Source organism: Paenibacillus sp. PCH8, from assembly GCF_002968835.1.
In the GTDB taxonomy this organism is placed as follows: Bacteria; Bacillota; Bacilli; order Paenibacillales; family Paenibacillaceae; genus Paenibacillus.
The window spans coordinates 85,823-108,170 of the sequence record NZ_PKQK01000005.1 but is presented as its reverse complement, the minus strand read 5'-3'; the positions used below and the strand labels follow the sequence as shown (position 1 = coordinate 108,170).

Below are 22,348 nucleotides of genomic sequence, written 5' to 3'. Positions count from 1 at the left end.
AGTAGGCCAATGAGTAAAGAATCATGAATGATGAAGGATGAAGAGAGGTGCATGATGGAATTGTGGCTCCCGATAGATACCTATGAACTCCAGCATCGATATAAATATGAGGCACTGTATCATGCGCTGCGGGATGCCATCCATGCAGGTACACTTACGGGTGGGACGAAGCTTCCTTCGACGCGTGAACTGGCACAGCAATATGACATATCGCGTGGTTCGGTGGCGCAAGTGTATGATATGTTGCTTGCAGATGGGTATGTCCGTGCATATCGGGGAAGAGGTACGTTTGTAACGGAGACATTATCCATACAGGAACATGTGAAACAGGAGGCCACTCTTCGGTTGTCTCCCTGGGGCGAACGGGTACAAATGTTGAATACTCATCACGAATTACACGGGATTCAGAACCACTCGCCGAACGCGTCCGTCATTAATTTCCGGGTGCAGCGCATGCCAGCAGAACATTTTCCGCTGGCGGAATGGAAGAGTGCTCTTGCCGCTGTTCATCGCAGTGGTTGGAGAGAAACTAGCGGTGTTGCAGGCGATCCGGAGCTACGTGAAGCCATCGCTTCCCATCTCAGGTGGACACGCGGCATTCAGGCTGATGCATCACAGATTGTGCTGTTCAGTGGTTCGATGCAAGGCATTACCCTGCTGTCACAACTGCTGATCACAGAGGGAGCGTCGGTGGTCATGGAGAATCCTGGCTATCCAGGAATTGCTCATGCCGTTCAGTCCTGTGGTGGACATATTATTCCAGCCGATATTGATCACGAGGGGATTATTCCACAGACCTGGGAAGCGCAGACGTTATTTGTCACACCGACCCGCCAGTTTCCAACAGGGGCCGTGCTGGGATTGGACAGAAGACGTAGCTTGCTCACATGGGCCTCGACGCAGAATGCGGTCATTATTGAAGATGATTATGATAGTGAGTTCCGGTGGGGTGGAAGACCGATTGAACCACTTAAAGTATTGGATCATGAACAACGTGTCATCTACGTCGGATCGTTCTCGCAAACGATGACTGCTTCGATCCGACTTGGCTACGCCGTGCTTCCACCCAGCTTGGTCCAGCCGGTTCTTGCGGCCAAGGCACTGTATGAGCCTGTACCTCCGGGGCTGCTAGAGCAGCGTGCACTGGCGAAATTCATGACCCGAGGAGGTTACTTGCGGCACTTGCGGAGGTTAACCCGATTATATGGGGAACGGCACGCTTATTTTGTCAGGGAGATGGAACTGTTAATGCCGGAGGCATTCACGATGCAGCTTGGTGATGCAGGACTGCACATCTATGCCACCTGGAACGGCGATATGGACAGTTATCAGCGGTTCAAGCTGTTAGCTCAGGAGGGTGGCATATGGTTCCGTGATGCAGAGCGATACCGACTGACTCCAGGCCATCCGGCGGTCTGTTTTGGCTTTGCACATCTGGAGAAAGAAGAGATGACAGAGGGAATCCGGCGAATGCGGCTAGCCTGGGAGAAGTGCACATTTTCGTTTCCGTGAATTCCGCTGTATAATGGGATAAGACATTTCGCTCCTGTAGGAGCAGAGATCATATGTGAGCAAGTTGGATTGAATGATGCAAGATGCTGAAATACATATGGCCTGGATTGAAGAAGTGAGATTCAGATCAGAATAATACCATATGCAGAGAGATTAACTATCAAGGGGGAGTGGCGACATGCTGCAGGCATCGCCGTCATCATTTGTTATTTTGCCCGCTGTCGCCAAAATTGTCTGTGAACCGGGCTGGAAGTGGCAGAAACGGGAAAAACCGATGCAAAACTATGATTTATTTTATGTGTGGAGTGGTGAAGGGACGCTTGTATTGAATGACCAGTCGTATGAAGTTGGCAAGGGTAGTTGTTTTCTGTTCAGGCCAGGCGATCATCCTACTGCAACACATAATAAGCAAAAACCGTTGGTACTTACCTATATTCATTTTGATGTGGACGTACCTGTTGCTGATGTTCCTCAGTCCTATCGTGAAGTACAGGAGAACGTGGAATTTGAGCATTTGCTGGCACGTTATGTAAGACTGTTCCTATCAGATGTGTACGGACGTGATGAAGAGAGTCGATTGATTCTGAAACAGCTAATGATTCATTTGCTGCGTGCGGATACGGAAGAACCTGTGGAGAAAAAGGTAAGCAACCAGTTGTCCGATGTGATCCAGGAGGTCGCCAATTATGTGCGTCAGCATCCGGGAATTACGCATCGGGTGGAAGATCTGGCCGCCCGGGCAGGTTTATCACCCCGATACTTCTCCATCAAGTTCAAGGAACTGGTGGGATCATCGGTGCAATCCTATATTATCCGTATGCGTATTGAACGGGCAGAACATCTGCTGGTACATACCGGCATGAATGTGACCGAAGTGGCGGATGCTCTGGGATATCGCGATATCTTTTTCTTCAGTCGTCAATTCAAGCAGTATACAGGCAAAAGCCCGTCCGAGATTCGTTAGAATTCTGATGGGAAGAACATGACAACGTTTCAAGTCTGGAGCGCAAGGGTAATTACCTAGCATTCCAGATGACCAAAAGGGGGAACTTGTGATGAACGGAAAACGTCGGGTCCGCAACCGGGGATGCTCAACGAAGGGATGCAATATTTTCCGGAACCGTCTGCGCCGATTCAAACCGGCAGAGGACTTGCAAGATGTGTGGTTTTGAGGAGAACTCAGCAGGCCAATAACGACGGAGCGAAGCTTCGTATTGCATGTATACATGGATGGTATCTTACGTAGTTGAGTACGGTCAACGTACAGGAATGGATGTTATTCATTCATAAAGAGGATGGCGCATGACCTGAGATCAGGTACTGCGCCATCCTCTTTATTTGCGTATGGACCCATTAGTTCAATGGTTTTAAACGACCGAGCAATGTACCCATTTTGACGGAATCTCCTGGCTGTAAGCCCGGTTGTGGTTCAAATGTGCCACTCTGCGTCAACAGAACGACAGTGGAGCCGAATTCAAAATAGGCCAGGTCATCACCCTGTGCCCAGGTACTTGTGTCCGTATTCGCATACTGTATGCTACTCACGTTCATCGCACCGACTTTGACAACCGCAACTTCACCGTAATCGTGTGCGATATACGTAATGAGTCGTTCGTTACGACTAAGCACGGATTTCATATGGGTCAGGCCAAAATCATTCACGGGATAAACTTTGCCCTTGATGTGCTCGCTCTCTATTTTGCGACCGCTGACAGGTGCGTGAATGCGATGATAGTCACGCGGGCTGAGGTAGAGAACGAACCCGTAACCGTGCTTGTACTTCTCCAGATGGGGAGAATGATTTAATAATTCAGCAAGTGTATAATTTTGTCCCTTAACATTCAGGAGTGTTCCTGCGGATATCGGACCGGCTGCCGTAATCTTGGCATCTACCGGGCTGATTAGTGCATGCTCTGAAAGTTCCAACGGGCGCATGCCCGGTTTTAATTTGCGGGTAAAGAAATCGTTCAGTGAACGGTATTCCTTCCAGTCTTTCTCGGCCTCCTGAACAGGGATGTCGTAGGTCCGGACAAAATAAGGGATAAATGCCTTACTTCCCCGGCTTTTGGAGAAAGCTCCCACAGTCCGGGAGATCCATTTGCGTGAAGAAAGCTCGGTCATTAATCGCAACAGCGTTTTTGCCATGAATATCCCCCTTAGGGTTAATGCGAACTTCAAGGCCGGCAGGACCGGCCGTTCTGCATAATATTGACACAGAATGCACACGAAATCAATATAATCCCCTATCGTATGTCTGTGGTTGTCTCGGAATTCTCGAATTCTGCTCCAGCAGCAGACGTCCATAGGCCATTGGTTTGCTGTACGTAGCCTTCCAGTGTTCCGACATTCCCGCCTTACGAAAACCATAACGCTGATCCCGTCCATTGCATTCAATAAAATAAATCTGACCCCTACCGGTTATCCCGAGATCAAGGCCCAGATCTGCAAGATGCGGCAGACTTGTTGCGAGCGTATGGGCAATTCGGTGTGCAACGATTCCGATCCTGGATTCCAGTCGGGTCAGCTCGAAGTTGGATTCGGATGTCTCAAGGGCCTCCGCGAGCGTCATGACTTTACCGCCTTGAGCGATGTTGGTGACAAACGTATGCGAAGGTGCCGCTTTGGCAAACATGCCTGTAATTCCCCACAGACCATCGCTGCCACGCTGCACGGACACCCGCAGGTCTACCGGCCTGCCTTCGTAACGTACCAGCGGGATACGCTCTTCGATGAGGTAGGCATGGCGGAAGATCCGCCGCAGAGTTGAGGATGGAAGCTGTCCTTTACTTAATCGGAACGTAGCCCATCCTCTGCGTGCAGCCTTCGTCTCACAGGTCAGTTTCCACTGTCCATCTCGCTGAAAGACCCGCATAATGCCATGACCGATACTGCCGCTGCATGGTTTAATAACGAGGTCATCATAATGGTCCATCATATAGGCCAGAGACTCTGGCGTAGCTTTGACTGCATAGGGCAGATGTTCTCTCAGGGCGTAGTCCTGATGAAGCATATCGTGAATGTGATCTTTGCGGTATCGGTTGCGAACATTGTATACCTGAATACCCTGTAACATCAGCTTGGTGATCTGATGCTGTTCCGCCCGGCGAAGCTGGAGTGATCGGTTATGAATGACGGAGGGCAATGGCATGCGCTCGCGAACGTATCTGCCTTCCTTTTTTACATAAGCAAGACATGTTTTTCGATCTGAATCAATATCTTCCAGCCGCAAGAAGCAGGGGGTTAATCCATAACTGGCCGCAGCCTGTTCATAATTCGCGAGTGATTCCTGACCGGTCCTTCCGGCCGGTATCCCCCGGTACATGCGTGAATCGAACATAATGCCGATCGTTTCTTGGAGCATGACCGTTCCTCCTTCAATGTTATCGCGACCATGGATCGTCCATTCATGGAATGCCGGCCTGTCACCGCATGGCTCTGACATCGCGATAACGCAGACCGGTGTGAAGAGGCATCGCTATGCACCAGCGCGTTTTCAGACACGACCTAGACACAATATCCTATGATAGGGCTGGGACGGGGGCGTGGACAGCCGCCTTTCCTCGGCCACCCTGACACGCCTATTTCCACTAAAATCGTTCAATACTCCTGCCTTGGCGCTTGTACATCCGTGCTTTGGAACTTGCAAAAGTCATGAAATGAAGTGGCAGATGCCCATATGGAAGCATATGATGCCGGAGACGAACGTTAGAGGAAGGAGCAAGCTGCATGAGTAAAAATGGCAAAAAGAAGGTTCTGACGCCGAAACTGCGGCATGTGAGCCCAAGATTCAAGGAATTGGAACTGACTGATCGCCGACTGGAACCAACAAAATCAGGGCTGATACCGATTAGGGAAGAACGCCTGAATACAGATGTACCCGCTCCCAAGAGCATTCAAGAGTCGGCTGAAGCTTCTCCCGAAAGCACAGAAGTTCGTTCAGCGACGAATGAGCCTGTACAAGAGAATTTGGCTGACATCCCTAAGCCTGAACCTGTTGTAGAGTCAGTGAAGCAGGAAGTGAGTGCTCCAGTGGTCGCGGAGAAAGAAATTCAGGTAAGCAGTATTGCTACATCTTCGCTGGAAGAGCAAGGTAGTGGCAAGAAGGAGACAAAGAGCAAGGACCGGCTGGAAATTCTGAATCAGAATCAGATGCCGGGACATACCGGACACTACATCTATACCGATGATCTTAGTGAGTTTGCTGTTACAGAAAGCCGGTTGGCTCCCTTCTCGGTGGATGCATCCAAGCTGAAACCGGATGCCGTCGGAAGTGAAGCGTTACAGGATTATGCAGTGACCAGCATCCACATCGCGGATGGTGCGATCGTATCTGCAAAACTGGCAGAAGCATCTATATCGGAAGAACATCTGATTGATGGCTCCGTGTCGGGTCACAAAATCCGGAATGCGTCCATTGGCGGGGATAAAATAAGGGATGGCAGCATCACTTCGCAGAAGCTCGGCAATCAAGTCATTGATTCGACCAAAATTGCCGACGGCTCCATCAACACAAGGCATCTTAGCCGCTTGCTGGTTACCGAAGAGTTGATCAAGAATCATGCGGTCACCGGTGACAAGATTGCCATCAGTGGTATCGAGACCCGTCACTTATCGGGTGGAGTCATTCATACATCGAAGCTGGCTGATGATGCGGTAACATCGGCCAAAATTCGTGAAGGTGCGGTCACGGGCAGCAAAATTGAAGAACAATCCATCGAGTCATACCATATTCAGTCCGGTGCAGTTAAACAGGCACATCTGGCTGAGGGGGCTGTGGGTCGTTCCCAACTGTCTTCCAACAGTATTGGGAGTGAGCAGATCGAGGACGGAGCGATCCAGACCAGACACATTGCCGAGAATTCATTAAGTGGAAGACATCTGGTGGATGGTTCGATCGGCTCCGCCCAGATTCGAGCGCTTGCTATAGGTAGCGAGCAGATCGGGCATGGAGAAATAAACAGCGAGCATCTGGTGGATAATGCGGTCAACAGCAGCAAGCTGGCAGACCAGTCTGTCGGAACTGCGAAATTGCTGGAACAGGCGATTACGGCTTCCAAGATTGCCGACCAGAGCATCATTGCTTCCAAAATTGCCGATGAAGCCGTGCAAGGTAAACATCTGGCAAAAGGGTCCATTCGTGCAGAGCACATCGCGAACCGGGGAATAACGCCTGTACATGTGGACAATTCGGCCATTCACTCCATTCACATTGCCAGTGAAAGTATAGAAGCAACCCATCTGTCAGCCGGAAGTGTGTCTGCTGAAGCTTTGGGCGAAGGTGTTGTGCTGGAGAAACACTTGGCCGAGTCAGCCGTGGGCACATTTGAATTGCAGGACGGAGCGGTAACGAGTACGAAACTCGCGGATACCAGTGTTACATCCGAGAAGCTTGGGCCTGCCTCTGTCATCAGCAAAGCACTGGCGCCGGGCAGTGTAACATCGACCCATCTGGCGAATGGAGGCGTTACAGGTGCTCATCTGGCTCAAGGCAGTGTAGGCTCCGAGGCGCTGAGACCTTATTCCGTGAAGTCTGAGCACCTTACGGAACATGCGGTGAGCACGCCTCACCTTCAACCGGGCAGTGTGCATGCGGAGGCCATATCACGCGGGGCAATCACTACGGATAAATTGGCACCAAGCAGTGTAACCTCAGCCCAACTGGCTGGAGGGTCCGTTTTCCCACCGCATCTGACTGATCATGCCGTGACCTCCCCCAAACTGTCACCGGAGAGCGTCTCGACTGACAAACTGGCTGATTTGGCGGTTACCTCAGCGAAACTGGCTGACGGCAGTGTAACCTCTGCCAAAATCCTGGCTGAAAGTATCACCGCCAAGCATATTCCGGCAGGAACGATTCGCGGCTATCATCTGAAGCAACATGCCGTTTCCATGGAACATCTGGCCGATGAGATCCGGTCACCGGAGTTATTTGCGGATGGTAGTATCACAGGTAACAAACTGCGACAAGGTACCCTGTCAACAGAACATCTGGCAGCAGAGTCGGTATCCGGAACGAAATTGCAGCATGGCGCGGTAAACAGTGAGCATCTTCAGCCTGCTTCTGTCGATTCAATTCATCTGGCTGGAGGAAGTGTGAAGTCGGATCATCTCGCTGCACAGGTCGTGAACTCCCAGCATCTGAAAGAGGATATTATTCATGGAAGTCATATTGTGGGGCAGGCGATCACCTCCCAACATCTAACGCCATCCTCTGTGCAAACGGATCATCTGGCTCCTTTATCCGTGACCGAAGCACATTTGCAACCAGGTCTGATTCGTGGTTTGCACCTTCAAGCGGAGGCACTTGGTGCTGCACACCTTCAGCAAGGGGCTGTGAAATCCCGTCATGTTCAGGATGGGGCGATTCTTCCTCACCATATCCAGCATCGGAGCATCGGGACCTCACATCTGGAAGAGGAATCGGTGAGTACGATTATTTTGCAGGAAGAATCCGTGACTCGATCCAAACTGGCTAATGGCAGTGTAGATGGTACCAAACTATCTGCGGGCGCGATATTGAGTAGCCATATTGCATACGAAAGTGTGCAATCCGCTCATATCGAAGAAGGAGCCATCCGTGCGGATCATATCCAAGAGGGAAGCATTACTGGGCTTCATCTGGAAGAGCGTGCGGTAGGCCCGACTCATCTGGAAGAAGGAGCGGTAAGCTCAGTTCATGTGCAGGATGGAGCGGTAAGTACGGATCATCTGCAAGATGGTTCAGTGACGGGCTCCAAGTTGGCTGATGGGAGTGTAGACGGAAGTAAATTGGTCGAGGGTGCGATATCGAGTAGCCATATCGCATACGAAAGTGTGCAATCGGCTCATATCGAAGAAGGAGCCATCCGTGCGGATCATATCCAAGAGGGAAGCATTACTGGGCTTCATCTGGAAGAGCGTGCGGTAGGCCCGACTCATCTGGAAGAAGGAGCGGTAAGCTCGGTTCATGTGCAGGATGGAGCGGTAAGTACGGATCATCTGCAAGATGGTTCAGTGACGGGTTCCAAACTGGCAGATGGGAGTGTAGACGGAAGTAAATTGGTTGATGGCACGATATTAAGTAGCCATATTGCATACGAAAGTGTGCAATCCACTCATATCGAAGAAGGAGCCATCCATGCGGCTCATATCCAGGAGGGAAGTATTACTGGGCTTCATCTGGAAGAACGTGCGGTAGGCCCCACTCATCTGGAAGAAGGAGCGGTAAGCTCGGTTCATGTGCAGGATGGAGCGGTAAGTACGGATCATCTGCAAGATGGTTCAGTGACGGGCTCCAAATTGTCGGATGGCAGTGTAAACGGAAGTAAATTGGTTGATGGCACGATATTGAGTAGCCACCTCGCATACGAAAGTGTGCAATCTGCTCATATCGAAGAAGGAGCCATCCGTGCGGCTCATATCCAAGAGGGAAGCATTACTGGGCTTCATCTGGAAGAGCGTGCGGTAGGCCCGACTCATCTGGAAGAAGGAGCGGTAAGCTCGGTTCATGTGCAGAATGGAGCGGTAAGTACGGATCATCTGCAAGATGGTTCAGTGACGGGCTCCAAGTTGGCTGATGGGAGTGTAGACGGAAGTAAATTGGTTGATGGCGCGATATTGAGTAGCCATATTGCATACGAAAGTGTGCAATCCGCTCATATTGAAGAAGGAGCCATCCATGCGGCTCACATCCAGGAGGGAAGTATTACTGGGCTTCATCTGGAAGAGCGCGCGGTAGGCCCCACTCATCTGGAAGAAGGAGCGGTAAGCTCGGTTCATGTGCAGGATGGAGCGGTAAGTACGGATCATCTGCAAGATGGTTCAGTGACGGGCTCCAAGTTAGCTGATGGCAGTGTAGACGGAAGTAAATTGTCTACAGGCGCAATATCGAGTGTTCATCTTGCTGACCGAGCGATTGATGGCAGCAAACTGAGTGAACAAAGTATAACTTCAAGTCATCTGAATGCGGGAATTGTGGGTACAGAGCATTTAAGTGAAGAGATCTGGAATGCCATTCGTCAAGTTAGTGGAGAAACGCTGGAGCAACTGGCTGAGATCAAAAGGCAGGAAGCCTTGCTAGAGGTCCAGCAATTAATGCAGTCGGTTGGACTGGAGAATGAATCCATCTTCGGAATGGATTGGGGTACGGAAACAATAAATGCTCAAACGGATGCGCTGGAGCTGCAGGAGCAACTTGAACTGCAAAACCCACATGATCAGCAAGAGTCACAAGCTGGAGTTGAATTATATGTAGAACAATCGATTGAACAACCTACAGAACTTGCACCAGATGTTACATCTCTGACGCTTGGTGGTTCAGTCGAAGAGGCACCAGAACCTGTTGTTCAATTGGAGTACACACCGGACCCCCAATCGATTACACAGGAGCATCTGTGTGATGATGCCGTTGGCAGCAGTCAGCTGCAATCCGGTGCCGTTCAGGCCAAACATCTGGCTTTCCAACCTGTTCGCAGTGTGAGTAAGCAGCCTGTTGTACAGCAATTTGGGATGGAAGCTTTTGTACTGCCTGAGAGTGAAGAATGCACAGAGGTTACTGTTATTTTTGAAGAGTCATTTACTTCAGAGCATTATGTGATTGTGGCCATGAGCAATGATCGCGGATTTCAGATATCCCTACTCTCACAGAGTGAGGACGAAGCGGTATTGGAAGTGTCGCGTACAGCAGATTGCAAGCATACGTACGGATTGTTGTCATGGATTGCTGCGGGACCTGCGGAAGCATAATGCACATGGGATTAGTAATGACAAAAGCGGTGCCCAGAGTTGTCCGGGACACCGCTTTTGGTTGATATAAGCTTGTTCCGTTAGGACGGTGAGGGGGTCTGAACGTTTCGTTACAATTAGAATGAGTTCATTATACGTTCAATCGTTATTAAAGGGAGTCTTACAGACCTACAGCTTGATACGCTTTGGTAATGGTAGTAACTTCAGCAGAGTTCACTCCATACAGATCTTTGGCTGCTTGGATGGTAGCCGTCTTGGCAGCAGCAAATTTGGACGTTGGCGTCAGATAGTTCACTAGTGTACTGTAGAAAATCTGTACAGCTTTATCCCGTCCAATTCCGGTTACGGTCACACCGTTGTGAGTCCCGCCTTGAGCTGCAAGATAGTAAGCTTTGTTGATGATACCACTGTTGATATGAACACCACCGTTGTCCTGTGTACCCGTGTAGCGATCGCTGTATTTGTCTGGTTGATTATACAGTGTCGGGTTGGACAGGGAGCGCAGCGCATCACCTGGAATGTTAGGTGTGTAAACATCATCACCGAGCAACCAGTTTTTGCTTTGGATGGTATTGCCCATAATATCGGCAAAGGCTTCGTTCAGAGCACCTGGTTCATTGCGGTATTCCAGATTGGCAGTGTATTCAATTACACCATGAGTCAATTCGTGACCTACAACGTCCAAATCACCGGACAGGGATCGGAAAGTCGTTCCGTCTCCGTCACCAAAGACAATCTGTGCCCCGTTCCAGAAGGCGTTATTGTAATTGGAGCCGTAATGCACGGTGGATCGGATCAGTAATCCGTTACCATTAATCCCGTTACGATTGAATTTGTTTTTGTAGAAATCATACGTGGCCGCAGCATGAGCATGGGCATCTACACCTGCACGATCGGTCCATACATTATCCGAATCCGTGAGCAGGGTACCCGGCAGCGAGGAGCCATTGTTCGCTGTGTATGTTTGGATGCCATTACCGCGAGTGGTATCTTTCAGTTGGAAGGTGCTGCCGGATTGGGTGGTTGTCAGAGTTTTGGTATCGCCAAGTACACCCGTACCTGTTCCGGTGGCAAAGTTAATGAGGTCAAACTGGGATACGATACTGCCATCCACTGCGTTTACGAAATATTTGGTCCGTAGAGGAGCAGGTTCAAGCACGTTAACTTCCGTAATGTAAACCAGATAAGTCTGGTCATCTTCTTCATGATGATAAATGTTTAGTTCAGCCTGAGGCGTGAGTTCTGCTGCACCAAGCTCTCCAATGCGAGAGGTCGCTTCTTCGGTTGCTATACGAATGGCATCTTCTGCACTGATCTCGGCTACACTATCATTTGGGATGGACTGCTCTTCAACCGGTGGAAGATCGCCGAGTGCTGAGGTCACGGCGCCGGTTTTGTCCAGGTGAATGGTCTGTTCTGCACCATAGACCGGGATGTCTTTAATATACTGTTTCAGGCGGAAGTGTCTTACGCCGGACGTATCTGTGTTTCTTTTGACAATTTTGAGTTGGGACTTCACATCAGTATTCAGGAATTGTTCCTGTTGCCCGAGGTAATTGAAGATGGTTTCATCGGTTCCACTGTTCAATGGGATACCCTCCTCAGAAGCATAAGGGGCCTGAAGGGGAATGGATTGATCAGACAATGGAGCTGCAGCAGCAGAGGATACGGAAGCGAGCAAAAGAGCTCCTCCAAGAATTGTTGGCATAACTTTGGTAAATTTCATAGTAAACTCTCCTATTCTCAAACTTATTTTTTGGAAAAAAATAGCATGCCTATCTCGGTTGGAATTCCGTCTGCAACTTGGGCAGCGCGGAGCGTGGGGCTGGACTGAAGAGTGAAATGAGACAAGAAACGATTGGAACAAAATCGGTTTGGCCAGGGTATGTGTTGAACAGACCCAAGGGTTTACCGTTTATTCGGTTCAGCTCGTAGGCTTAATCGTCCATTGTGTTCCTCTTTCAGAAGCCGGGGGGTGTCCAATTGCGCGGGTATAAGGTTTTTTTACGGGAAACGGGGTTGTTCATGCCGAGTTTACGTAAATGACGATGACGATGTGTCCTGAACAGCATCACTCCTCTCAAGATACGGCATGTAACCATCTCGTCATGTTCTACGAATGCCGTTACCAACAATTAACCTAAGGTCAATAAACGACGATAAAAACATGATTGAGAACTTTTGTTCCTGACGAAGTTGTTTTTGTAAATAAATGGCTTGGAACGTATATTATCACAGTGTAAAACTTTGGAAAAGATGCAATTTTAGTTTTTTTCTAAAATTGTGTCTGAAGTAGGGGAGAGATAGCGTTTTTCATATATTCTGACGTATTTTGTCTAAAAAAGAAGGCTTGTCCCCGCTTGTTCACAGAGAGAACCTGCCTGGTGCAAGGACATACGCCGTTTCCACTGCTCCACGAATACATAGAATAACGTGTACTCCCTTGGCATGCTGAAATTGAATGCGGGAGGTGAAAGTATTGCGCAAAACCCGTACTAGAGCACGTTATGCAACCCAATCGATTATGACACGAAGAAAAGCAGCGTTGAAGAAACAGAGATTGAAATCCAGATACAAAAAGGGTACAAAGACCTATTCGTTCGTTATTCCATCCAGACAACAGGTGTCTCAGGAAAGGGAGCAGGCAAAAAATGGGCCTGAGCACGGTCTGAGGCATGTCTCCCAACAGGGGGAAGATTCTCAGCGGCCGATGCTCTCCGTCATTATTCCTGCGATGAATGAGGAGAGAACGATTGGTGCAGTCGTTCGTGAGGCACTTCGCATATGTCGTGATGCTGAAGTGCTTGTCATTGTGAACGGTTCGACGGACGGTACAGGTGGTGTAGCCAAACGAGCAGGAGCACGAGTGCTCAGTTATGCTGAAGCGCTGGGACATGATGGAGGAAGAAAAATAGGGGCCGCCGCCGCCCGAGGTCAGGTTTTGCTGTTCACTGATGCAGATATTGCCATTCCTGCCGAGCAGCTTGCACCTTATGTGCAAGCTGTACTGAAGGGAACAGATGTGGCGCTTAACGACTACCATGGACCGGTCAATCGCAGCCCCATTCATCCAGTAGTGGAGGCCAAACACATGCTGAACAGTATTCTCGCAAGATCCGATCTCCGGGGAGCTTCGATGACGGCTATTCCGCATGCATTAAGCCGCCATGGACTGGAGGTCATCGGAATATCCTCTCTGGAAGTTCCACCACTCGCACAAGCAAAAGCGGTGATCGGCGGACTTCGTGTACGGGCTGTTCATCATGTGCCTGTGGGCAGAATGAATGCGGTTCGAATCAAGAGGCGAAGCGGGCCAGATCCGCTCAGTCAACTGGTGCTGAATGATCATCTGGAAGCAATCAGGTGGATTACGGAGACGCTCGGTTCTCGCGGAGGATACTCCGATCTGGAGCGAGTTCGAAGTCTGGCGAGGTAAGTATGTTGCAACGATGACGCAACATACTGGAGGTGAGGAAATGAAAGGACGTTCAGGGATTGTCCAGTTTAGGCGGACAGCAATTCGACGAACAGCAGCAGGAAGAACACGGATCAGCAAGCGGCTTCAGAATAAGCGCCAATCCGTTACCCCAAAAACGAGAAGAAACCGATTGAAACCTGACGCTGTGGATCTGCGCTTCATGTGGAAGGCAGGGCAACTTGCAGGAAGTCAGGCCAAAGCGGATCAAACAGACAGCGCCGCATCCGAAAAACACGCACGTGTCGCGTGGCATACACACGCAGCGAACGTTGCAGAGCTAGGCAACATGGAGGCGGCTCTGAGCGCGGGCAGGGCATTTATGCAGGGATATGCTCATGCTTCTGGACATTCATTCCAGATGGTACCGCTGCCTCTTCGCCAATCCGCTGCGGCCGTTGTCTGTGCCTGCAATGAGGAACGAACGCTGGGGCAAGTGTTGTTGCAACTCAAGCGTTTGCCTCTCACGGATATCATTGTGGTATTGAATGGAACGACGGATGACAGTCTGAACCAGGTGCTTCAGCAGCCGGGACTTACGCTGGTATATGAACCGGATCGGGTCGGACATGATGTAGGCCGAGCGCTTGGCGCCAAGATGACGGATGCGGAGACGGTCCTCTTCGTGGATGGAGATATGGTCGTATCGGCAGAACAACTGGCGCCCTTCCTGTTCGCGATTGATCGGGGACAGGATGTGGCGTTGAATAATCTGACTTCCTTGCTTCCTCCGTTTGCAGGGCAGGATGAGGTGAGCCGGATCAAGGCATATCTGAACCGGACACTGGGCAGGGCGGATCTGGGTTCCAATTCCATGACAGCCGTACCCCATGCCTTGTCTCGTCGTATGATTCAGACCGTGAAGCCAGCGTCACTGGCCGTTCCACCTAAGGCACAAAGTCTCGCCATTCAGCATGGATTGAGTGTATCGGCGCCTAGCCAGGTGGATGTCATTCGTTCCAATCGGTTGCGTCCCGGTAACACGGGGAGTGGGAATGATGTTGCCAGATTGATCATCGGAGATCATCTGGAAGCATTGAGGACCTGGCTGGAAACGGGTTGGAACACAGCTCAGGCACAGACACTCTCCCGTGCAGAAGTGGCCTACAGGAGGAACGCCAGATGACACGGACGAGTATAATTATTCCAACGTACAACGGACTGGATCTGATCGGGCCCTGCATTGATGCAATACGAAAATACTCAGGCGATCCTGCGTCATACGAGATTATCGTTGTGGATAATGGTTCGACAGATGGAACGGCTGAATATTGTGCACTGGAGCGGATTCGTTTTGTCAGATACTCGGACAATCGGGGATTTCCGGCAGCGTGTAATGCTGGACTTCGTGCAGCCTGCGGGGATGAGTTGTTGCTTCTGAATAATGATGTTACGGTCACGCCCCGGTGGCTTGAGAACTTGCGAACCGCTCTGTACAGTGATAAACATATTGGGATTACGGGTCCTGTCACGAATTATGCAAGCGGCATCCAGCAGATTGAACTGGCGTTTCGTGATATGGAACATTTTCAGGAGTTAGCTGCTTCCAACAATGTTGCGGATTCTTCAAGGTGGAGGGAAGTGCGCCGAATTGTTGGTCTGTGTATGCTGATGAAACGAAGTGTGATGGAATCGGTTGGACTGCTTGACGAGGCGTACTCTCCGGGACACTATGAGGATGACGATTATTGTTATAGAGCCAGATTACAAGGATATAAATTGTTGGTATGCGGGGATGTTCTCGTGCATCATCAAGGAAGTGCAAGCTTCCAGAAGACCGATCCGGTAGCGTGGAAACAGCTGCTTGAGCGTAATCGTTTGATATATATGAACAAATGGCATGTCGATCCGCTTGAATATATGGACACATCCGATGAAGGAGGGAATGTGGAATGAAAGGTGTAATTCTTGCCGGCGGAACAGGAACTAGACTGTATCCTCTGACCCGGCTTATTAACAAACATCTGCTTCCGGTCGGTAAACATCCGATGATTATGTATGGCATCGACAGGCTGCGTCAGGCAGGCATTGAAGATATTTTGATCGTGATCAACAAACATTCCGCCGGGTTATACACGGAGTATCTTGGTGGCGGAGCAGATCATGGGGTCAAGCTGACCTACCGCATTCAGGAAAAGGCAGGCGGCATTGCTGAAGCACTGGATCTGGCAACTTCCTTTATCCTTCCTGGAGAGAAATTCGTCGTGCTTCTGGGGGATAATCTCTTCAGTGACGATCTGAAGCCTTATGTGGACCGTTACATGCAACAACCTCCAGGGACTGCGCGGGTTCTGCTGAAAGAGGTGGATGATGCACGTCGTTATGGGGTGCCGGTCTTCGACCCACAACATCCGCAGCGAATTGCATACATTGAGGAGAAGCCTAGCCAGCCGAAAACCTCTTATTGTGTGACGGGAATATATATGTATGACGATCATGTATTCAACCTCATTCAAAACATTGCGCCGTCTGCGCGCGGAGAGCTTGAAATTACGGACGTGAACAATCACTATGCCTCTGCGGGCGGACTGGAATACGATATTTTACAGAAATACTGGAGTGATGCAGGTACATTTGATTCGCTCCAGGAAGCAGCTGTCCGCATGAAAGGACAATTGCCCTAAAATAGATGCGCCTGATGCTGCCGCTGTGCGGTGCCCCATGGGAGCAGAACCATATGCGCCGGAGCTGGAAGAATGCTCCGGCGCTTTGCGCAGCGACAATCCTCGTGCATGCCAAAGGAGGGAACGGCGTGAGAGTAGCGACACGCACCGGGTCCGCTCAGGCCTTGGTGACAGGTAAACCCCGGGGCACGCATCCGGCCGTATTCACGGGTAGTGGCACTCTGGCAGTGGCGGGAACAGGGTCCGCCCCCGCTGGAGTCAAAGGTATCAAGTCAGGGAGACGGAGTACCCGGACAAAAGCGGGTGCGGCTGGAGGCGCGGCGCACAAGGTCCGTGCGGGCAAAGCAGGTTTGGACAGTAGAAGAAGAGCTGAAAGTGTTGGTGTGGGTATAGCCGGTAGTGTGGGCAGAGCGAGTCATGCGGGCAACTCGGGTGCGGGTAGAGCGGGCAATGCAGATAGTGCGGGTAGAGCGAGCAGAGCCAGCCGTGCCAGCCGGGCGGGCACCGCCGGCAAGGCTCGCGCCCGGCTGCGCCAGGGCCCTGCCAGGCGCGGGCGCGCACCTGCACCGCGCGGGCGGGCCGCTGCCCGCGCCAAGCAGCGCACGGCGATGCGCCGTGCGCCCATGCCAGCACCGCAAGCCAGCACGCCACAGGCGCTGCCTGCCAGCGGTGCTGGCCCCGCCCCGCGCCACGCGGCACACCCGCAGGGTGTCGCCGCCCCCGCGGGGCGGAAAGGCGCTGCCGCTGCGCATGCAGGCAGCGCACAGGGCCTGCCGCCTGCGGAGCACGCAGTGCAGGCGGAGGCCGTGCCTGGCGGCTATGCCGCAGGCTACCGCGACGGCGTATTCGCCGGCGGGGAGGCGCTGGTGGCGCAGCACATCCCGCCGGATCACATTCTGCCTGCCGTGGCGGCGGCAGATCTGATCGCGGCGGGATTCCGCCAATACGCGCCCAGCCTGACCCGGCTGGCCAGCCCTCATGAGATGGCTGGCCACATCACGGCGGCGCTGGATGCGCAGCGCCCCTTGTCTGTCGTTCGCCTCGGAGATGGCGAACTGCTTACCCTGGCAGCCGATACGGTGCTGCCAGGCGAAGAGGTGCGGGAGCTGGCACCGTTTCTGCCTTATGCAGGTGTGCCATGCTCAACCCCCGACATCCGCGCAATGCTCGCGGAATCCATTCAGACTGCCGACTGGATCGGCGTTCCAATCTCACGAGCACCCACGTTCCAAGGGTTGCTATTCCCGGTATTTCGCCACTTTGGCATAGACTGGTCCCGGCTGAAGTTAACCAGTTCCACGATCAATTACAGTCTGCATCAGTCCGGTCTGATCCTGCCTGTGCTGCAAGGACGCCGGGTCCTCCTCATTGGTAGCCAGGCTGCGGAGCTCGGAGCGTTGCTGCACAATCGGGGTATGCATATCACCGGGATTATAGGCTCCGTGGGGGGAGTGATGGATATTCCAAGGGTGATGCAGCTAACGGCAGAACATGCCTTTGATATCGCTCTGGTGGCGGCGGGGATTCCGGCGGTCATTCTGTGTCGGCGAATCGCAGGTGAGCTTGGTAAGGTCGCCATGGATTTTGGACATTTGGCTGATAAATTGGTAACAGGAGAGCTTCAACTCTAGTGGACCGTCCGGAGGCTGTTCATGTATCGCCTTAGCCTCACGGACGAGTAGAAATGGAGGAAGCAACATGAGCATATCCGCTCAACAACGCGGGGAAGAACAGAAAAGGCAGAGCAACAAGGCTAATCCTCGAAACGATAATCGTAGATCTGGAAACCGTCTTCATAGCAACACTCGAAATCTCATCAAAGGCATGAACAGCAGACCAAGTGAAGCCGGCCCAAACGACAACAGGGGGAAGCACAGCATGCGTAGTGAAAATAAACCTGTCCGCCGGTCCAGACAGCCGGATGTCTCACAATCTGCCATAGCAGTCCTGCATGCGGCAGGCAGCCGCTCAACGAGAAAATCCAGACGCAGAGGAAAGAGCAACCGCACAGCGAAAGGCGCGAAGCTCTACAAACAGGGCTATCATCGAGGCTACGACGAAGGTATCCGCCAGGGACAGAGCTCATTTGGTCTTATATTCGAGGGAGTCAGCATTGTTATTCCCACGTACAATCAGCGGGAGTATGTGCTTCAATGTGTATCCAGTATCGAAAAGCATACGCCCGCTCCCTTCGAAATCATTGTTGTGGACAACGCATCCAAGGACGGTACTGCTGAAGCGTTACTCCGCAAAGGCGGTATGGTAAGGGTTGCAGCCCTGGATCAGAATCTGGGGTTTGCCGGGGGTGTCAATCATGGTTTGATGATGGCGAGAGGACGACATATCATCGTGCTGAACAATGATACGCTGGTTACCCCGGGTTGGCTGGATAACATGATGACCTGTCTTGCCAATGATCCGAAGATTGGCGTGGTGGGTCCGGTGACCAACTATATTGGCGGGGATCAGCAGATTCAGGTTCCGTATCGCGAGGTAGAGGAAATGTGGTCTTTTGCCGCTACACAGAATCGTCCAGATGCAGAGAAACATCGGATGACCGATCGTCTGGTCGGATTCTGCTGGCTGTTCTCACGGGAACTGCTGGAACGGGTTGGGTACCTGGACGAAGGGTACGCGGTGGGCAATTTTGAAGATGATGACTGGATTATCCGGGTGAAGCTGGCAGGATACAAGCTTGCGGTAGCAGGGGATGCCTTTATTCATCACTTCGGAAGTGTCAGCATGAAAGCACTGGGTGAGCAGGACTTTGCTGTAGTGAACAAGGATAATGAGCAGTTTTATAGTCAAAAGTGGGGAGATCCCCATGAGCTGATTGCCACAGTCTCTCGGTTGGCACTGCAAGAGTCCGCTGATATCCGTTCGGGTCAACAGTTGAATGTGGAAGCCGGCCCAGTCGATCCACGCCAGCGAATATCCACGCAGGGTAGCCATGATCCAACATTACAGTTCAGACGCAGTAGTGACTTTTACCCGGAAGGCTCGTTCCTGACCGATGCCAAAGGTGATATCCATGCCTTATCCGGCGGGCGGCGGCGCAAGCTGAACATCCCTGTACCGCGCGGAATCTCTCCTGTTCAGGTTGCCAAACCTGATCTGCTCAGCATTCCTGCCGGAGAAGCACTGTTATCCGCGGGGGAAGTGCAAGGATGGCCGGTGGAAGCACATCAGGTGCATACAGCATCCGTTCAGGGTTCACCACATGCTTGGGCAGAAGGAAGTGTTGTCGTCGCAGTGGATACACCCGAGATTCGATATCAGATTAGCGGGGGCAAGCGAAGAAGATTTGTCTCGGTCTATGCGGCAGAACGCTGGGGTGTACATTCAGGGCATATTGTCCATGTGTCCGCGGATCAACTGCGTTCGATTGAAGAAGGATGGCCGATTATCGCTCCACCACAGCTCTTGAACCAAGATCTGTAATGTCAGGCGATATGCTTATCCGGATCAGCATTATGATGCGGAATGAAAGAGGTAGCGGTATCCTGTGCAATCGCTCTGATTCATTCCGCATCCGAACATTACATAATAAGAGAGCATAACGTTTTTAATACACGGAGACTTCATTTTTGAAATTATAAATTTAAACTTTCTATCGGGTTATAGGTTTATTCTATTAGCAGATCCATTGACGCTTGAAGGACGCAGGAGTACATTTAGAGCCATAATTCTTATTGATACTCTTAAATTTAAATCCAATCAGGAGGTATGTCGATGTCTTCATCATCCAAAAAAGTCGTGCTGTGGAGCAAAACAGGCTGTCATTTCTGCGGGGAAGTGAAAGCATTTCTGACCGAGCGAAACCAGCCTTTCGAGAACATTGAGGTGCAGGGAAACGAAGTGTTGCGAGATGTGCTTGAAGCCAAATATGGCATTCGGCATGTACCCGTTATTGAAGTCGGAGGGGATGGCAAGTTTGAAGCTTTGCTGGAACCTGATCTGGAGAAACTGGCTGAACTTCTGGCACAACCGGACGAAGCGGAAGCGGTCTGACGGAGCTAGAACTACACCTTTGGATCAAGCATTTCCGGCTGCTGCATGACGCAAGATGGCATTGTGCAGCAGTTGAATCTTTATGTGCTGGAGACTTTTATGAGATGTAAATGATCTTAGATGTATCTTCATTTAACCGTTCATTTACATGTTCAATGTTCATATAGAAAAAATCTATTAGCCGCACTGTTGACCCTTTTGCGGGGCAATGATAAGATTTGTGGAATTAAAACAAACCAAACTCATAGGAATAGTTAACTTTTAGTTCATTCGCATATAAAAAAGGAAGGCGGAATGCACATGACAGCGAAACGCAGTTTGAAATTTGGAGCGATTGTACACGGCGTTGGAGGCAGCAATACCACATGGAGACACCCGGAAGTTCAACCGGATGCCAGCGTTAACTTTGAGTTCTACAAGCGCCAGACGCTGAAAGCCGAGGAAGGCAAATTCGATCTTGTTTTTATCGCAGACGGTCTGTATATTACCGAGAAATCCATTCCCCATTTCCTGAATCGCTTCGAACCGATCAGTCTCTTGTCCGCCCTGGCTGCAATTACGTCCCGCATCGGACTGGTCGGTACCCTCTCCACTTCATACAGTGACCCATTTACCGTAGCCAGACAATTTGGCTCCCTCGATCAGATCAGTGATGGTCGTGCAGGCTGGAATGTGGTCACGTCTCCATTGGAAGGTACAGCGAAGAACTACAGCAAGAGCAATCATCCTTCGCATCCGGAACGTTATCGCATTGCCAAGGAATATTTACAGGTAACCAAAGGATTGTGGGACTCCTGGGAAGATGATGCGTTTGTAAGAGACAAAGAGAGCGGTGTATTCTTCGACCCATCCAAGCTGCACACCCTTAACCATGAAGGAGAGTTTTTCTCCGTACAAGGTCCGCTCAATATTGCCCGTTCACGGCAAGGACAGCCGGTGATCTTCCAGGCAGGTTCGTCGGAAGATGGCAAAACGTTGGCTGCACAGGAAGCAGATGCGGTATTTACCGGACACGACAGTATTGAGGATGCACAGGCGTTCTACAAGGATGTCAAAACACGGGCGGCTTCCTATGGACGTTCTTCACAGGATATTGTAATTCTGCCAGGAATCAATCCTATTGTTGGACGGACAGAAGAGGAAGCGGAACAGAAATATCAGGAGATCGCGAGCCTGGTGACCATTGATAAAGCGCTGGATTATCTGGGACGTTTCTTTGAGCACCATGATTTCTCCCAATATCCACTGGATGAACCGTTCCCGGAGCTGAATGGCATTGGAAGCAACAGTTTCCGCAGTGGAACGGACAAAATCAAGAAGGATGCCAAAGAGCAGGGATTGACCTTGCGGGAAGTAGCACTCCGTGCAGCAACACCGCGTAGCAAATTCCTGGGTACACCGGAACAGGTGGCTGATAAGATTCAGGAATGGTTTGAGACGGAAGCGGCGGATGGATTCATTATTGCCTCTGAGCTACCAAGTGGATTGTCCGATTTCGTAGAGCTGGTTGTACCGATTCTGCAAGAGCGCGGTCTCTATCGTACCGATTATGAACATGATACATTGCGAGGTAATCTCGGAGTTCAGATTCCAGTCAACCGATACACGGCTGCCAGAGAGCAAGTGAGTATCTGATTAGGTATCACTGCAATCAGAAGTGGACTCGGCAATCCCTAAGCGTATTTAATATCTAAGAGCATTCCATTATTCAGAGTCAGTAATTCTAAATTTATAAGGCACTCGTATTGTTTTAAAACCGACTTATCTTATAGGATATATAAAGTATTGGTAATGTTATTGGCATCAACTCAGGTCACACCTGGTATATACAGAGGGGGAAACGATATGAACAGGTCTATCTCATGGCTGAAATATATGGCATTGGCAGCAGGATTGGTGATGGTATTATCCGGTTGCGGAGCGGCGGCGGGAGGTAGCACGAAAGGTGCGGCTCTGGCTTCTGGCGGAGATCAGGCCGGGCAAGCGGGAGGGGCAACCTGAC

At 51.0% G+C, this 22,348-nt stretch carries 15 protein-coding genes; 12 read left to right on the top strand and 3 right to left on the bottom strand.

The window, feature by feature from the left end:
- Nucleotides 1-51 precede the first annotated feature (51 nt).
- Together pdxR and C0Q44_RS24520 are read left to right on the top strand one after the other, a co-directional pair.
- A complete protein-coding gene (gene pdxR / locus C0Q44_RS24525) occupies nucleotides 52-1,512 on the top strand; it encodes a MocR-like pyridoxine biosynthesis transcription factor PdxR (RefSeq protein ID WP_308737470.1) in 1,461 nt (486 codons plus the stop codon).
- A gap of 178 nt (nucleotides 1,513-1,690) precedes the next feature.
- Complete coding sequence (locus C0Q44_RS24520) at nucleotides 1,691-2,476, top strand: AraC family transcriptional regulator (RefSeq protein WP_105409829.1); 786 nt, start codon at nucleotides 1,691-1,693, stop codon at nucleotides 2,474-2,476.
- Nucleotides 2,477-2,865: 389 nt separating this feature from the next.
- Here C0Q44_RS24520 and asd read toward each other — a convergent pair whose 3' ends face one another.
- Both asd and C0Q44_RS24510 read right to left on the bottom strand, forming a co-directional pair.
- On the bottom strand, nucleotides 2,866-3,657 hold the full coding sequence (asd, locus tag C0Q44_RS24515; RefSeq protein ID WP_105409828.1) for an archaetidylserine decarboxylase: 792 nt from the start codon (nucleotides 3,655-3,657) through the stop codon (nucleotides 2,866-2,868).
- 85 nt (nucleotides 3,658-3,742) lie between these two features.
- Nucleotides 3,743-4,873, bottom strand: a complete 1,131-nt coding sequence (locus C0Q44_RS24510; RefSeq protein WP_105409827.1) for a YheC/YheD family endospore coat-associated protein — start codon at nucleotides 4,871-4,873, stop codon at nucleotides 3,743-3,745.
- A 365-nt stretch (nucleotides 4,874-5,238) separates the two neighbouring features.
- Between C0Q44_RS24510 and C0Q44_RS24505 the strand changes: the two genes are divergently transcribed.
- On the top strand, nucleotides 5,239-10,236 hold the full coding sequence (locus C0Q44_RS24505) for a WIAG-tail domain (RefSeq protein WP_105409826.1): 4,998 nt from the start codon (nucleotides 5,239-5,241) through the stop codon (nucleotides 10,234-10,236).
- Nucleotides 10,237-10,396: 160 nt separating this feature from the next.
- Here the strand turns inward: C0Q44_RS24505 and C0Q44_RS24500 are convergent, their stop codons facing one another.
- Entirely contained in the window at nucleotides 10,397-11,962 is a 1,566-nt protein-coding gene (locus C0Q44_RS24500; RefSeq protein WP_105409825.1) for a M4 family metallopeptidase, read from the bottom strand.
- 753 nt (nucleotides 11,963-12,715) lie between these two features.
- Here C0Q44_RS24500 and C0Q44_RS24495 point away from each other — a divergent pair.
- The 9 genes from C0Q44_RS24495 to C0Q44_RS31910 all read left to right on the top strand — a co-directional run bounded on the left by C0Q44_RS24495 (nucleotide 12,716) and on the right by C0Q44_RS31910 (nucleotide 22,347).
- Entirely contained in the window at nucleotides 12,716-13,672 is a 957-nt protein-coding gene (locus tag C0Q44_RS24495; RefSeq protein WP_105409824.1) for a glycosyltransferase family 2 protein, read from the top strand.
- 40 nt (nucleotides 13,673-13,712) lie between these two features.
- Nucleotides 13,713-14,837 (top strand): glycosyltransferase, encoded by a 1,125-nt coding sequence (locus C0Q44_RS24490; RefSeq protein ID WP_105409823.1) that lies wholly within the window; start codon nucleotides 13,713-13,715, stop codon nucleotides 14,835-14,837.
- Nucleotides 14,834-15,607, top strand: a complete 774-nt coding sequence (locus C0Q44_RS24485; protein WP_105409822.1) for a glycosyltransferase family 2 protein — start codon at nucleotides 14,834-14,836, stop codon at nucleotides 15,605-15,607. Before C0Q44_RS24490 ends, C0Q44_RS24485 begins: the two co-directional genes overlap by 4 nt.
- Nucleotides 15,604-16,335, top strand: coding sequence for a sugar phosphate nucleotidyltransferase (locus C0Q44_RS24480; protein WP_105409821.1), 732 nt, complete (start codon nucleotides 15,604-15,606; stop codon nucleotides 16,333-16,335). Before C0Q44_RS24485 ends, C0Q44_RS24480 begins: the two co-directional genes overlap by 4 nt.
- A gap of 983 nt (nucleotides 16,336-17,318) precedes the next feature.
- Nucleotides 17,319-17,966: a GT-D fold domain-containing protein gene (locus C0Q44_RS24475; RefSeq protein ID WP_258166538.1), complete on the top strand. Its 648-nt coding sequence runs from the start codon at nucleotides 17,319-17,321 to the stop codon at nucleotides 17,964-17,966.
- Nucleotides 17,967-18,033: 67 nt separating this feature from the next.
- Complete coding sequence (locus tag C0Q44_RS24470) at nucleotides 18,034-19,776, top strand: glycosyltransferase family 2 protein (RefSeq protein WP_258166537.1); 1,743 nt, start codon at nucleotides 18,034-18,036, stop codon at nucleotides 19,774-19,776.
- Between the two features lie 291 nt (nucleotides 19,777-20,067).
- Nucleotides 20,068-20,346 (top strand): glutaredoxin family protein, encoded by a 279-nt coding sequence (locus C0Q44_RS24465; RefSeq protein WP_105409820.1) that lies wholly within the window; start codon nucleotides 20,068-20,070, stop codon nucleotides 20,344-20,346.
- A gap of 300 nt (nucleotides 20,347-20,646) precedes the next feature.
- On the top strand, nucleotides 20,647-21,981 hold the full coding sequence (locus tag C0Q44_RS24460) for an LLM class flavin-dependent oxidoreductase (protein ID WP_105409819.1): 1,335 nt from the start codon (nucleotides 20,647-20,649) through the stop codon (nucleotides 21,979-21,981).
- A 210-nt stretch (nucleotides 21,982-22,191) separates the two neighbouring features.
- Entirely contained in the window at nucleotides 22,192-22,347 is a 156-nt protein-coding gene (locus C0Q44_RS31910; protein WP_374955148.1) for a hypothetical protein, read from the top strand.
- Nucleotide 22,348: the final 1 nt, after the last annotated feature.

Excerpts from the sequence above, each read along its gene's own strand:
- pdxR (WP_308737470.1), top strand. The coding sequence starts at position 52 with ATGATGGAATTGTGGCTCCCGATAGATACCTATGAACTCCAGCATCGA.
- C0Q44_RS24470 (WP_258166537.1), top strand. The coding sequence starts at position 18,034 with ATGAGCATATCCGCTCAACAACGCGGGGAAGAACAGAAAAGGCAGAGC.
- C0Q44_RS24520 (WP_105409829.1), top strand. The coding sequence starts at position 1,691 with ATGCTGCAGGCATCGCCGTCATCATTTGTTATTTTGCCCGCTGTCGCC.
- C0Q44_RS24475 (WP_258166538.1), top strand. The coding sequence starts at position 17,319 with ATGGCTGGCCACATCACGGCGGCGCTGGATGCGCAGCGCCCCTTGTCT.
- C0Q44_RS24460 (WP_105409819.1), top strand. The coding sequence starts at position 20,647 with ATGACAGCGAAACGCAGTTTGAAATTTGGAGCGATTGTACACGGCGTT.
- C0Q44_RS24510 (WP_105409827.1), bottom strand. The coding sequence starts at position 4,873 with ATGCTCCAAGAAACGATCGGCATTATGTTCGATTCACGCATGTACCGG.
- C0Q44_RS24490 (WP_105409823.1), top strand. The coding sequence starts at position 13,713 with ATGAAAGGACGTTCAGGGATTGTCCAGTTTAGGCGGACAGCAATTCGA.
- C0Q44_RS24465 (WP_105409820.1), top strand. The coding sequence starts at position 20,068 with ATGTCTTCATCATCCAAAAAAGTCGTGCTGTGGAGCAAAACAGGCTGT.
- C0Q44_RS24505 (WP_105409826.1), top strand. The coding sequence starts at position 5,239 with ATGAGTAAAAATGGCAAAAAGAAGGTTCTGACGCCGAAACTGCGGCAT.
- C0Q44_RS24500 (WP_105409825.1), bottom strand. The coding sequence starts at position 11,962 with ATGAAATTTACCAAAGTTATGCCAACAATTCTTGGAGGAGCTCTTTTG.
- C0Q44_RS24480 (WP_105409821.1), top strand. The coding sequence starts at position 15,604 with ATGAAAGGTGTAATTCTTGCCGGCGGAACAGGAACTAGACTGTATCCT.
- C0Q44_RS31910 (WP_374955148.1), top strand. The coding sequence starts at position 22,192 with ATGAACAGGTCTATCTCATGGCTGAAATATATGGCATTGGCAGCAGGA.
- C0Q44_RS24485 (WP_105409822.1), top strand. The coding sequence starts at position 14,834 with ATGACACGGACGAGTATAATTATTCCAACGTACAACGGACTGGATCTG.
- asd (WP_105409828.1), bottom strand. The coding sequence starts at position 3,657 with ATGGCAAAAACGCTGTTGCGATTAATGACCGAGCTTTCTTCACGCAAA.